General features: G+C 56.9%; 10 protein-coding genes and 1 pseudogene. 5 read left to right on the plus strand and 6 right to left on the minus strand.

What is annotated here, in order from left to right; genetic code table 11:
- The first annotated feature begins 68 nt into the window (after nucleotides 1-68).
- Nucleotides 69-1358: a type II toxin-antitoxin system HipA family toxin gene (locus AWB78_RS24175; RefSeq protein ID WP_198399335.1), complete on the plus strand. Its 1290-nt coding sequence runs from the start codon at nucleotides 69-71 to the stop codon at nucleotides 1356-1358.
- An 83-nt stretch (nucleotides 1359-1441) separates the two neighbouring features.
- Nucleotides 1442-1852, plus strand: coding sequence for a DUF6088 family protein (locus AWB78_RS24180; RefSeq protein WP_062608521.1), 411 nt, complete (start codon nucleotides 1442-1444; stop codon nucleotides 1850-1852).
- Nucleotides 1853-2592: 740 nt separating this feature from the next.
- Here AWB78_RS24180 and AWB78_RS24185 read toward each other — a convergent pair.
- The 6 genes and pseudogenes from AWB78_RS24185 to AWB78_RS24205 form a co-directional block, all read right to left on the minus strand.
- Nucleotides 2593-3132: a hypothetical protein gene (locus AWB78_RS24185; RefSeq protein ID WP_062608522.1), complete on the minus strand. Its 540-nt coding sequence runs from the start codon at nucleotides 3130-3132 to the stop codon at nucleotides 2593-2595.
- Between the two features lie 754 nt (nucleotides 3133-3886).
- Nucleotides 3887-4741 (minus strand): hypothetical protein, encoded by an 855-nt coding sequence (locus AWB78_RS24190; RefSeq protein ID WP_062608523.1) that lies wholly within the window; start codon nucleotides 4739-4741, stop codon nucleotides 3887-3889.
- A 123-nt stretch (nucleotides 4742-4864) separates the two neighbouring features.
- Nucleotides 4865-5011: pseudogene (locus tag AWB78_RS49800) on the minus strand (DUF4236 domain-containing protein); the annotation flags it as partial.
- Between the two features lie 678 nt (nucleotides 5012-5689).
- A complete protein-coding gene (locus AWB78_RS24195) occupies nucleotides 5690-7639 on the minus strand; it encodes a helix-hairpin-helix domain-containing protein (protein WP_062608524.1) in 1950 nt (649 codons plus the stop codon).
- Complete coding sequence (locus tag AWB78_RS24200; RefSeq protein ID WP_062608525.1) at nucleotides 7623-8408, minus strand: PP2C family serine/threonine-protein phosphatase; 786 nt, start codon at nucleotides 8406-8408, stop codon at nucleotides 7623-7625. The genes AWB78_RS24195 and AWB78_RS24200 overlap by 17 nt, the downstream gene beginning before the upstream one ends.
- Nucleotides 8405-9082 carry a vWA domain-containing protein gene (locus tag AWB78_RS24205; protein ID WP_062608526.1) on the minus strand — a complete coding sequence of 226 codons (678 nt, stop codon included), beginning with the start codon at nucleotides 9080-9082 and terminating at the stop codon, nucleotides 8405-8407. Before AWB78_RS24205 ends, AWB78_RS24200 begins: the two co-directional genes overlap by 4 nt.
- Before the next feature lie 227 nt (nucleotides 9083-9309).
- On the opposite strand from AWB78_RS24205, the gene AWB78_RS24210 reads away from it, so the two are divergent.
- From AWB78_RS24210 to AWB78_RS24220, 3 genes are all read left to right on the plus strand, one after another.
- Entirely contained in the window at nucleotides 9310-10086 is a 777-nt protein-coding gene (locus AWB78_RS24210; RefSeq protein WP_232477845.1) for a hypothetical protein, read from the plus strand.
- Nucleotides 10087-10204: 118 nt separating this feature from the next.
- Entirely contained in the window at nucleotides 10205-11053 is an 849-nt protein-coding gene (locus tag AWB78_RS24215; protein WP_062608528.1) for a hypothetical protein, read from the plus strand.
- Nucleotides 11054-11147: 94 nt separating this feature from the next.
- Entirely contained in the window at nucleotides 11148-13079 is a 1932-nt protein-coding gene (locus AWB78_RS24220; protein WP_063959015.1) for a DNA recombination protein RmuC, read from the plus strand.
- Nucleotides 13080-13589 lie beyond the last annotated feature (510 nt).

Genomic DNA, 13589 nt, shown 5'->3' on the forward strand with positions numbered 1-13589 from the left:
CTGGCGCAAAGCATCTTCTCGTTTTCGCTCATCTCGACGGCAATTGGACCTGTTGCGGCAGGCTTGTCATGACCGAGCAGACCGACGGCCGAGTGTCGTCGACGTTCGAATACGAGGAGAGCTATCTCGCCCATTCGAACAGGGTCGAGCTGGACCCGGTCAGCCTTTCGCTTGCAGAAAAACCTATCACGCCGAGCAAGCAGAGAATACCCAAGGACGCTTTGTCGCTCTTCGGCGCATTTCGCGACGCAACACCCGATGCGTTCGGCCGCCGTGTAATTGAGCGCAAACTCGGAGCGCCTCTGAATGGCCTCCTCGAGGCGCAATACCTAATGAACGGAGGACCGCATCGCGTCGGAGCTCTTGACTTTCGGCTCGAGTCGAGTATAGGACCGTCGTCGCAAATCGATGACTCCGTCGACCTAGACAAAATTGCCGAAGCGGTCGAGCGCATCGACGAGGGCCTTCCTATCTCGCCAGAACTGGAGGCAATTTTCGCTCAAGGTGCAGGGCTGGGCGGCGCTCGGCCGAAAGCTTCGTTTCGCGACGATAAGGGCGTTGCATGGGTGGCGAAATTCCCAACGAGGAGCGACGCGTTCGACGTTTCAAGTGTGGAATACGCGACGCTTCTATTGGCGGCAAAGACCGGTGTTCATGTGCCTGCAGTCAAAACAGTCGCGATAGGCGACCGCCGCGTCTTACTGTCCCAGCGATTCGACCGTTTCCGGGCTCCGACGACCGATTCAAAATCGCATCCGGCGGGTCAAAAACGACCCCGAGCCGGACCAGAAGCCGGACCAGAAGCCGGAACAGTCGAGCAACGCGTGTTCTACGCGAGCGCGCTCACGATGACAGGCTACACAGAGATAGAATCGCGTTTCGCGTCATACGCGGATGTAGCGGCTGCCGGGCTTGTGCACAGCCGCACCGCTATCGGCGTCGATGATGCCGCGCAGATTTACAAGCGAATGTTGATTGACATCCTTGTGAGCAACGACGACGGGCATCTTCGCAACACCGGCTACATTTACAACAGCGCGTTTCGAACGTGGCAACTGAGTCCTTGTTTCGACGTCGTCCCGAGACCAAGCTTCGCATTTGACCGGTTCTTGCATCTTCAAGTCGGAGAGTATGGAAGAGCGGCGACGCTCGACAACGCTCTCTCTTGGCATCAAATGTTCTGGCTTTCCGAGGAACTCGCCTGCGAGTACGTCGCTGAGGCGTGGAACACAGTTCGCGATTGGCGACAGCACTTCGAACATTCCGGAGTGGGCCCCATTGACATCGAAAAGGTCGCTTCTGCCTTCAGGAGTATTGATGACATAGCGAGTCCCGAACTCCGCCGAAAGCTTCCGTGACTGTTGAATCAGAGCGCGTGTGTTCAAGTAATGAGGGTAGACGGCGCCTGGCGATACGCTCGCCGCCGCGAGGAAGAAAATAAATGACAACGTTCGACCGAGTCTCCCAGTTCCTCGCGCATAGTGACGTTGTAATTCTGCGCATTGAAGTCGCGCACTTGGGAAGTGTCGCGCAGGTTGGGCGTGTGCTCGCAAGGCTTGTTGGTGAAGAGAAGCTCATCCGCGTGAGCATCGGCGTGTACGCAAAGACTCGTGTCAACAAGTTCACCGGAGCTCTGACGCCGGCCGCGACTTTCGAGCAGATAGCGGCAGACACCTTCCGAAAGCTGAGAATCGAAGTTTTGCCGGGGCGTGCTGCTCGCGACTACAACAGCGGCCGCACGACGCAAATCCCAGTAGAGCCAGTCGTGTGCACCGGCCGGCGCCGGATAGCGCGTCGAATAGAAGTCGGCTCTCGCGTCGTCATATACGAAAAGAGAAAGTCACGTGACTGAAGTCCGAGTACACGCGGGAGTCTATCTCGCTCATGACCTCGCTGCCGCGATGCCCCTTGTCGCCACGGGACGGTATACGCCCATTCCGGGAGAAGACCTCTGGGAGCGTGCGGCTCGCGCTCTGCTGACAGTCAAGCCCTCAGGACCATACCCGCACGCTGACGCGCTGACAGTCTTCGTGAGCGACTACGGCAAGCATCACGATGCGTCTCGATATTGAAATCAACGACGGAGCAGCAAGAGCGACATTCGTGCGCGAGGGGATGCCATTCATCAATCACTCGCCGATTCCCCTTCTTCGTCCGACTAGGCTATTCGTCGCAATCACAGTGCATGCACGCCCGTTGCCTTACGCGCATACTGTGCGAGTCGGTGAGTCGCCGGCGATGGCGTGGAGGACACTATGAGCAAGGGTAATGGAAGCGGCGTTGGAAGGGGGAGCAGCGCTGGAGGAAAGTCTGGTGGAGAACGTGGCCCAATCCAACCTTCCTCAAGCGGACGTGGACGGCCGTCGACCGGATTTCCAGGTGGAAACTGGCCGAGCACAACAGGTCAGCCGTGCGGGGGTGGTCGCGGCAACGCACCGCCTGCAGGTAATAAATAGCGAGGATGGTGAGAGAAGACTCGGCGGTGCTTATTTTGGGGCACCGCCAGCGATTACTCGCATCAGCCCCTCAATACGAAAGGCTTCGAGAGTTCCTTTGTATCCGTCCCAACGGTTCCGCGCCTTTAGTTGCCCTTCACTTCAGCAGCGTTGGGAATTCAGGCGACTGCACCACCTTCGCGATGAGGTCCTGCACTGCTGGCATCAGCGCTTGAGCGGTCTGATTACAAGCGGTCTCACCGAAATAGCTGGAAGTGTACGAATAAGCTTCGGCCACGCTCATGCTGCGTCCGTTCGACGATTTGACGGTGAGTCCGAGGTTCCATGTGCCGCTCATGGACGAGAAACCTATGTTTTCAAGCTGACCTGTGAGTTGCACGGGAGCAGCTGGTGCATAAACACCGGCGATTTTGAGTTCGGAGATGAACCCAGCTTTCACAAATTCGGCGAAGGACTCACCGTCGGGCGTCTTGATGGGACCAACCGCGCGGCACATGATTTGATTTGGGCTCTCATTCGGGATGGGAGCCTGCGTGAATTGTCCAACTCCCACCCCGTTGACGACGGTGGTCTTCATCGCAACCACGTTGTCCGCGTTAATGGAATATCGCGGAACCGCGTACGTGGAGCAACCTGCCAAGCTCGCAACTGCTACCAACGCCAGAATGACCTTCATCAATGCCCTCGCTTCGCTTTTATCTAGTCGGTGTCTCGATGCCAGCGGTTTTCCCACCGCAGCGCCTACGTTGGCTCTAACGGCGGCGACTTTGAAAACTTGAGGGTATGTCGCGTTGTCTCAACTTAGACTGCAGAACGCTCTGCGCGGAGGCGAACTAGCTTATCCGCAACTCGTCGTCATCACAGGTAGCAGGAACTATTGAGAACTTCCCCTGTTGTTTGTCAGCGCAAGACTTCCTTTGAGGGCCACCAAGGAATTGCTATCTCATGAAGAGCAAAGATGTTCCTGCGCGCCCGATATGAGCATGGAGGCGGACGCAACAAGCGTAGAGCGGCGAAAGCGCGGCCACGACTCAAGCGAAAACGGAGACTGCCGTTAACTGGTTTGTCACACTGTGACCGTCGAAACTAAGGTGCCGGCGAACGAAAACTAGGAGACTCCGTGAAAAAAATCGTTGCTGTCGTTGTCGCACTGCTGTGCATTGTCAATGTCGCCCACGCTTGTCCAAAGGGTGAGCATCCCCACGGTGGTACCGGTTCGCATCACAATGGCGGCTACTGCTCCTAACTGTTGTCGCTTCGAAACGCCCGCGAAAGCGGGATTTCGCTACTCGAGTCTCACCTCACCGTCAGGCATTTGCTGATAGTCGACGAGAAACCGTCGAAGGTCCGTTGAGGACGCCACCCGTGCTCGTCGGAGCCGATTTTTCGATGTCACATCCGCGCATGTCAGTCCGTAGCTCATAGCCGTGCTACGGTTTTGCCGCAGGACGCAAGGTCATTAGGTTTTTGGCGGATTGACGGAACGCTGCTGCGGCACCAGGTTTGGAAAATTGAAAGAGCTCATTCAAGCCAGAGGCTGAGTTGAGCGAGAGTTCTTCGTAGCGCACAATAGGTAGTTCTCGGTTGTCCTTGAATCTTCGGTCAGGGCCACCCGATTTGTTGACATACCTCCAGGTGCTGCCGATTCGGACTGCATCAGTCGGGACGAAATCCTCTTCAATGAATTGGGTCGAGCCATCGCTCATATGCAGGTCGGCGTAACGCACGGCTGCGACCTTGCGTCCAGTGATAACGAAAAGGCGGTCAGGACAGAAGTAGAGCGCGTTCGTTCCCGTGACAATGTACGGAACATCGAGGTTGCACCTCACCTTCCAGAATTGTCCGACACCCATCTGTAATGGCTTGCGTTGAACGACGTTCGGAGCACCAGCATGATATTTTCTGTCCAGCACTGTGCCGGTCGCATCAATTCTCCACTTTCCAGCGGAAGCAGCAAGTTGCGTCAGTCCGTTGACCACAGAGGAGAACGCTTGTTCGGACGTCGGGTCGAGGTCATAGAAGAGCACGGTTGCCCGGCGAGCTGTATCCCAGTAGTACACCCACAGCGCGGCGGCAGATAGAATGACAGCGATGGCACCGCTTACGATGGCGACAAGTGTCGCTCCATCTGACGAGAGTGCCGCGAAGATGACTCCAATGAGCGCGAGCGTTGCGCACCATGGCCAAAGTGGAGTCATTTCCGCCTTGCGATTGATTTCATCAACTAGGGAGTCGGCGGAGGACGACGCTAGCTGGGGAGCGGTCGCCGAGGCAACGCTGGTCATAGGGCCAACCGTTGCAGTTCCAGGAGAAGTAATCACTGGGCGAACTGCCGCCGGATTGGACGGAGGCTGCGAGTAAGCCTGTGGCTTACCTCCGGGGGACGGTAGGGTCGCACGATAGGTGAACCCAGCTTTCGATATCGAGACGTAGTTCCCGCGTGGACCAGTTCCGACACGAAATCCTGGGACACCCACTGAAACTCCAATGCCGCTCCCTGAAACATTGAAGCGAAACGGTCCTGCGGAAATCGACTTCCTATAGCTCAGCCCCATGTTCCCTAGACTCTCTTCAGTGTCCTACGCAGAAGTTACCGACCATCCGGAATCCGGCGTCGCATTCCCACCCGTCCCCCGTATTGGCCAGATGAGCATTGGGTGGAAGGCTTACGGCTTCGCATGTGTTTCCAACCCGTCTGAATCCCGAATTACACTCCCAGTCGGCACCAGTGCCAATTAGGTGTGCGTTGGCGGGGGTCGATTGAAGTGCCATGCAGACAGCACCGAACCTCATGTAGCCATCGTCGCACTGCCATTGCCCGTCTGTGGAGACTCGGTGGGCATTTGGAGGCATCGCCATCGGAACACAGCCCGTTGGACCGGCGGTCATGCCCGCTGGGCAATTGCTTTGCGACTGCTGACGAAGCGGCCGTGGGCAACCTAGTCGGTCGACACCCGGAGGGCAGGAGGGCACACTCGCCGGCACGGGTGCTGGAGGAACTGTCGTTGACGTCAGAGGCGCATTCACCATGGCGGACGATAGACCGCTGACAGTTTGAGCAGAGCTAGACAGAGGGGGGGCTACGGGCCCCACAGGCTTACCTCGAAAGGCATTGAGAAATTCTCCCACCGGATTCGGCGCTTCCTGCGCGTGACCTGACATCGAGAGACTGCCCAAGATAATAGCGAAGCAACCCGTGAGGACCGCCGTTGAAGGAATTTGGGGAAGTCTTGTCACGGCTTCCTCTGCATAACGGCAAAGTCGGCTTGTGCTTGGGCCAGATGGTGATGAGCCGCTTCCAGTGCTCCCTTCGCCTTGTTCTGGCGGAGCATAAACTCGTTTCTCACGGTCTGAAGATATGTCGCTCCATCCCGAAGTTGCTGCTCAAGCTTTGCTCGCATCGATGCGACCCGCGCGTTCACCGAGTTGACGTCTTGAGGGGAGGGAGTAATGTTGGCGGACGGCACGAACTTTCGCTCGATAGACCTCTTCCAAGACAGAAGGTTGTTTGTGAGACCCTCACCGAAACCGGGGACGGCGCCGATTGCCGAGGACGTGATATCTGCGGCGGTTTCGATGCCGAAGGACGCCAGGGTCTGCTTGCGTTGCGCCCCGACACCAGAAATCTTCGCGTCGTGAATGAAGTGCCGGTCGAGGAAATCGTGCATTTGACGCGCGACTAGCGTGGCTTGCAGTTGCTTCATCTCGAGCGCAAGGACTTGAGGAAGGTCGTCCAGCTGAGCTTTGATTTGCCCAAGATTGCGGAACGCATCGGAAACTGGGTGCTCCCCGCGCACCCTGTCATATTCGGAAAGTGCGGCATCGTAGCCGCGCTGTGCGACGGCAACCGCGCTTTTGCGCGTATTCAATTCGACAGGCGATTCCGCCTTTACGGCATGCGTGGCAAAGCCCCCAACCGTTAGCCATAGCCACCAGAGTTTGGGCTCACCAATTGACAACAAGAAAGCGACGAAGCAGATGCCGGCATACATCAAGCGCATCTTGGTCACGGATAGGCCGGTAGACGCGGGGGCGGGGCGTCCCGACAAAGCTAAGGACGGGGCCGCGAACGCAGGCATCTGTGGTACTGCGCTGAGCGCCTGAATTTGTGACCAGAGCGCAGCGATATTCGCACTCGCAGCCTGAAAGTTTATGGTTGGTCCGGTCGCGGAAGCTGGAGTGAAGTAGGGCGTTCCTTGCTTGTCGCGCTCGCACCAAATACAGGTGTGTAGCTGGCCTGGAAATTTATGTCGTGGTTCGGCGCTGCACGAACGCAACGAACGAAGGAGACCGTCTAGGGCGGCAACCCATTCCTTTGCCTTGGGTCGGCCGTGTTTTACACCCGTTTCGGTGAACGCGCGCCAGAACAGGTCTCCGAAACCGGCGGGTAGGTAATCCAGGCCCAAGGCCTTCGGCGGCATATCAATCAGTCGCGTGAGGCGGTCCGCTCCATAGGCGAATCGGAACTCCTTGATAGAGCGCTCCAATGGCAAATCTCCGGTGGTCTTCGGGATTCCGGAGAACGGGTGCCTTGCCATGAACAACAATTGAAAGACGAGAACGGCCAGCCCAAAGTTGTCGTGATTTGCCGTCCGCGTGACGCCGTGGAAAGAACCCAGCCCTTGTAGTTCGGGAGGTGTGTAGTGCGGCACACCCACCGTGCACGGAAAGCTGGCGGCCGAAGTGTTGACATGGAATGAATCGCAGTCAAGCAACTTAACCGTTCCTTGACGACTGACAATGATGTTGTTCTCATTGACGTCACCGATGGCGTGGCCGTGCGCATGTATGGCATCAAATGCAGCTGCGATATTTCGTGCGGTTCCCACCAAGAAGGCAAAATCCGCTTTCGGGAAAGTCTGACGACGACTGCCTACACCGTAGAGTTCGTGTACCGCGTGATAACCGGAGAACTTCGGCATGGTGAAGCCGGCGACGGGCCCTGGTCGCTTTGTCAGTAACACACTGATGGGCCATGCAGCGATTTCCTTGAGGTAGGTATCACCTACCTGCGCCATTGCCCGTAGCTTCGCTTGTCGTTCAGGTGGGAGAGCGTGCGCGTAAATTTTGGCGGCGACGTTTTCGCCGTTGTGCGTTGTATCGAATACGGCGCCCTCACCACCTTCACCTAGCTTCTTGCCCAGCTGGAGCTGATTTCCGAGTTCATCAAACGCTACTGACACTGCTTTCCCCCAGCGAACGCGTTGCGAGAATCAACGTCTTGTCGTCGTCGGTTCGGTCATTGATTGCATCGCTATTTAGGAAGCGCTCAAGGGCTGCACAAAGCGAGTCCGTCTGGTCGTCCGACGACGCACGTAACGCCTTGAACATTGGCTCGAAGAAAGGCTCGTACGCGGTCTCGGAAGCAAACACTAAGGCCAACCGCTGGATTCCATCGCTGAAAAGCGATACTTCGTCCGACGTGTCGCGAATCTCGACTCTCAGATGTTCTGCAGCGTTCGCATCTGTGACGAAATACGTCATGTTGGCGTACTCGCCCGATTCAGGCCAAAAAACGGGCGCCAGTGCTCCTGCGTCGCGCGCCACGATTGCGCCGTCGCCGACTTGGAAGTAGAACGCCCGGGTCGGCCCAATAACCGCGCCGAGCAAGGTACAGGCAAGCGCGCGCATGGTGACACTTCGCGCTTGCGCAGCCTCGCTTATCCGCGCTCTGACGACCTCGAGCAGTTCGCTCGCGAGGTGCGCTTTCAACCCGTCTTCTCCAGTCGTTTCGGCGATTTCGAGAAGCATTTTTCCGGCGGCCTCACACGCAAGCTCGGAACCGACCTCGCCGAACTGTGCGCTTCCCGCTCCATCAGAAACAAGAGCAACCAAAAGGCTCGCTCCCGTCGCGTCTGACGCAACGTGATAGAAGCAGCTGTCTTGGCAGGGCGACGAGTTCGAAGTGTGCGAGGTGCCTACTGCAGACGCTCCAATGACCTTCCAGCTCACACCGACGCCCAGCCAGTCGGAGCAGCGAGCGGTACCTCTGTCCCAGGGGTAGAGCGCGAGACCGCAGCCATCGACGCGGAAAGCCACTGGAAGAGTTCTCGAAATTTCAGGCCCTTCAACGAGAGCGGCTGTCTCGTCGAAATCTGCGCCAACGTGTCCATGTTGGCACCTTCTACTCCGACAGCGAAGAATGCGAATTTCTTCGACGCTTCACCTTCACGCACACGGGCGGCAGCGGACTGCCAAGCGTCCGTCGGACCTCCATCAGTGATAAGGAACACCCATGGCCGGTAATAGGAGATGCCGTTCGCTTTGTACTCGGCTTTGCGGGCTTCGAGAGTGTCGAGTGCCAGGTTGATGGCCGAGCCCATCGGCGTGTCACCTTGAGGGGTCAACGTCGGCGGATAAAAATTCGGGGCCGTATGAAACGGCATTTCGAGGGTTGCCGGGCCGAACGTGACGATTGCGGTGTCGACGCGCTTCATCGCCAGCGAGTCTGCCGCGAGCTCGTCTTTGAACGTTACGAGACCTGCGTTCAGTGCAGAAATCGGTTCGCCACTCATCGAGCCGGACCGGTCGAGTACCAGTACGCACGGACACCTTTGTTCCGGGTTCTCCGCGAAGTTGTCCGTGCCAAAAGCCACCTGGGTGGCGAAGTCGTTGTGTTCACTCATGGTCTTCTCGCTGTGCGGTGCTGGCTAACCTCAGAACCGCGCGTTAGTATTCATCTTAAGATGATAATAATCGTAGAATCATGTCCGCAAGTAAAGCACCAGCGTATTTCAGCTTAGCGGTCGCTGTTGCGGCGGGCGTTCTCATATCCGGGGCTAACAGAAGCACTCCGTCAGGCGGAACTTCGTCTCTAGAGAGTCCGAGCGCACCAGTCGCGTCAGCACCGCAATTGACCGAGACAAAACCCGCACCTGAGATGGTTTGGAAGACGCAAACGTTAGGTTTCGGCCCGTTGCATCTCAAAGCAACGCTTCCGTTGGCGCGCGACAGCGCGTCTTGCACGATGCCAGGGCCGGCCGATGACGAAGTCGGAATCTGTCAATCTGCGGTCGCTGAGGGCGACAGTGCGTGGCAAATTCGTGTCGTTACGCAGCGAGACCGGTTTGTTCCGGTGTCGTGGTTTGACAACACGCTTCAATTTCTCCGGGCGTTGCAGTCAGACGACGTTATTCGTCAATTAGGGGGCGACGCCAACTCGGTCACGAAAGCAGGATTCACTAACGCGGCGCTGCTCACGCCGATGCAGCTCTCCGGTGCACTCGCTATCCGGGGCGCTGCGGCGGGGATATTTCAGTCACCGTCGGCCACGATGCGGTCGTGTGTGTACGCCTTTCTTCTGGCGGCGAACCGTCCAACGACCCTGCTCTACTGTGCGGCGACCGACGACGAATCGCTCGCTGGGGCGCAAAGAATTGTGTCGTCCTTGTCAAAGCTCAATCCTTCGAGCGAGTTCAAGCGTGGAAGTGCGCAGGCTGCGGAGCACGGCCTCTATCTGAAACGACTAAAAGCGGCAGGCGGGCCAACTGCTGCACCTGAACTCGCGACTTCGGAGCAGGCGTACGAGCAATCTGTAGGCGACGAGTGCGGAAAGTACCCATTGATTTCGCAGGAACGTTTTCAGTGTTTCGAAGGCTTCGCAGCGACGCGTCTGTCATCACTTCGGTAAGCAAAGAAAAATAGTTTCGCCGGACGGCTAAAGTTTTTTGTCTTCGTGACGTCAAGGAAGATAGTGCCAAAACGAGTCGTCAGGTGAAGGCAGCCGAATGGTGCGGCGACGAGCGCGAATGACCGAAGCGGACAGCGATTCGTGGCCTCGGCTAACTAGCTCGAGCGATACGAACAATCATAATCAAATACCGGGGCGCGCCGACTTAATTGTCGTTGCGAAAAAGATGAGAATGCTTGGGGGCGGGTTATTTTTGGTTGGAATTTTGATGGGCTTAGTGGGTTTTGGCGGATTCTTCGACACCAGAAAGGTTGACCGTCGGTTCAAGACCGGATACCGAAACAACGAGCCTGACACCCGTGATTTCAGACGTTCCGCGAAACGCGTCTTGTACGGCATTGGTATCTGTATTGTCGGGTCAGCGGCATTAAGTTTGTCCACTCCGTCCGAACAACCCACATCGTCAGCAAGCGCTGTTGGAGTCGCCCCGTCCCGGCCGGCGCTCGCCAGTGAAGCTTTGCCCGCATCTAGCGAGTTAGTTCAATTGGACCCCGCGCCTGCGGCGGCGCAAAAGAACGACAGTGGCGTGACCCTCGGGTCGAATGAACGTGTGGTGGCTTCGGTCGACGCGCAGATAGTCGCGAGTGCTCCTCAGAGCGTGGCCTCGGCGCAGTCCCGCGACACGAAACCGCGAATGCGTGGTTCAAGCGTGGGATGTGTCGATGATGGGTCGTTTTTTGGCGCCAATGTTTGCAGAAGCGGTACTCTGGCGGCCGCCTATGACCTCGAAGTCAGGGAGTATGAGTCGGCGCAGGCCCGAATTGGAGGGAAAGACGTCGGTGTGCGAATTGAACAGGAAAAATGGCTTGAGCAGGTCGTGAAGAGCTGTTCGGATATGCCGTGCCTGACAAACGCCTTTGACGCCAGAGTCTCCGATTTGCGTGGCCGGTATGGGAACGATGGCTAAGCCGCCGGCGGTCAGCCAGTGAGCCCTTGAGGTAGGTCGAGACGTCTCGAACTTGTACAAAGCTCCAAAAACTTCGTGTTTTCGCGGGGATGGAATGAATTCTTTCGTATATATCGGCTTCCTCGCTGTCGGGGTTATGGTTGGCGCAGTAATCTCATGGCTGTTGATGCGTGGGCGCATTCAGCTTCAAGTCCAAGCAGCAGTGGTTCAGACACAAAGTGCATCGCAAATAGACTTCGCACAAAAAGAGGAGCGGCTCAGGGCGACGCTCGAGGAAATCGCGAAACTACGGGTCGCGCGAGACCTTGCAGCGAAGGAATTCAGTGACCTTCGCTCTGAACTGGACCAGAGTCGAAATGACCAGGCGCGTTTGTCTGAGAGGTCATCTCGCGTCCCTCAGCTTGAGGCAGACTTGAAGCGATTACTTGAACGAGTTCAAGAGGGCGAAGACGAGAGCCGCGCTCTCGCTACAAGTGAGGCGCAGCAGCGACAACTGGCAACCTCCCTTGACGCCAAAGTCGCGGAACTTGCTAAAGATGTTGAGGGACTGGGCAGAGAAGCATCTCAATGCAGACACGCGCTGAATGAAGCTAACGAGCGAAAGGCTGCATTGGAAGAGCAAGCGGCACTGATTCCGACACTTGAAGATAAGCTCGGAGCAACAGAAACCCAGTTAGAGGAAACTAGCAAGCAGCTTAGCGACTTGAGAGAGTCTAGCGGGCGCTCCAACGGCAAGTTGACAGCAGAACTTGCAGCTGAGCAGGGCGCGCACGCGTTAGCCCGCGAACAGCGTACAGCCGAGACTGACGCTCGGGTGCTAGCGGAAGGCGAGGTAGCGCGCTTGAGTTCCGAATTGACTGAGCTCCGCACAAGCTCCGAAGCGGAGCAGAAGCACGCTGAAGAAAAGCTCCTTTTGCTGACCCGCGCGAAGGAGGAATTGAGCGCGCAGTTCAAGACCCTTGCGAGCGAGATTCTTGAAGAGAAGTCAAAGCGTTTCACGGAGCAAAACAAGTCGAACCTCGACCAGTTGCTGGAACCCCTGAAGACTCGACTCAAGGAGTTCCAAGGTAAGGTCGAAGAAGTTTATGTTCAGGAGGGCAAGGACCGCACTGCGCTCGCCGAGCAAGTCAAGCAATTGCACGCACTGAATCAAGCCCTGAGCGAAGACGCGAAGAACCTGACTTCGGCACTCAAGGGTTCGTCGAAGACCCAAGGCAACTGGGGCGAGCTGATTCTCGAGCGCGTTCTTGAATCGTCTGGTCTTCGAAAGGGACACGAGTACCTTGTGCAAGATAGTCAGACTCGCGAAGACGGCAGCCGAGCTCAACCGGACGTTGTGATTCTTTTGCCGGAAGAGCGCAAGCTCGTGGTCGACTCGAAGGTTTCGTTGGTCGCCTACGAAGCATACGCATCGGCCGAGTCCGAAGAGCAGCGCTCCATCAGCCTCCGGCAGCATGTGGATTCGATTCGTAGCCATATTAAGTCTCTGTCGGAAAAGCAATATCACGCGCTCTATGGCAAGTCGCTTGACTTCGTCCTCGCGTTCGTGCCCATTGAGCCGGCGTTCATGTTGGCTATCACGAACGACAAAGACATTTTCATGGAAGCCTTGAATCGCAATGTTTTGCTTGTGAGTCCGTCCACCTTATTGTTCGTCGTCCGCACGGTCGCGCATCTTTGGAGACAAGAGGCGCAGAATCGCAACGCTCAGGATATCGCGCGTCGGGGAGCCGAGCTGTATGACAAGCTCTGTGGCTTCGTCGAAGATTTCGAAAGCTTGGGTAATCGCCTCAAGCAGGCTCAGTCTTCATTTGAGGCAGCGCGCGGCAAGCTGGTATCCGGTAGGGGAAATGCGATTCGACAGGCCGAGATGCTTCGTGAATTGGGCGTTAAACCGACGAAAACCTTGGCTGCAGCGCTTGTGGAGAAGGCAAAGGAGGATGACCAGCCGATTATTGTGGCCGGTGCGTTGGTCGATGCCGGTGCGGGCCGAACTGACGGTTCGGGCGCTGTTGCAAGAGCGTAAGACTGGTCTACTTTGGGTCGCCTTGACGGCATTGAATGTAAAAAATTGGGGGGACGGCGGCTACGTCGATTCGTCCCGGGAACGCTGTCTTTCCGGGGCTCGCGGACGCTGTTCTAACCTAGGTCGTGAGTCCCTGATATGTTTCTGGTGCAAAAGACCATGTTTCGCCTTCTTAATCCGCGCAATGACCCTTGAACAAGTTCGACAACTTCTTCTTGACCAACGGCCTTTCCTTGTTCATCGAACTGACAGGACCGACGGATGCGAAACATGGTGGCTGCTCCAAGCTGACGGGAGGACTACCAGGCGCATCCTTCGCGCGAGGCGCCTCGTCAGCGGCGTCCAGTTGCGCTGGCCTGTGACCAACGCACGGACTTGTCGGTTTGAGGGAGACTTTGAGCAACTTCTCGTTGGAGTTGACCTGGAAATCGCGACGGCCAGACAGGAATTTCATGTGAAGCGAGCCTCACATGAAAGGTAATGCGGCGTATTGTCAACTTGATTACAAGC

The organism is Caballeronia calidae, assembly GCF_900044055.2.
Lineage (GTDB): Bacteria > Pseudomonadota > Gammaproteobacteria > Burkholderiales > Burkholderiaceae > Caballeronia > Caballeronia calidae.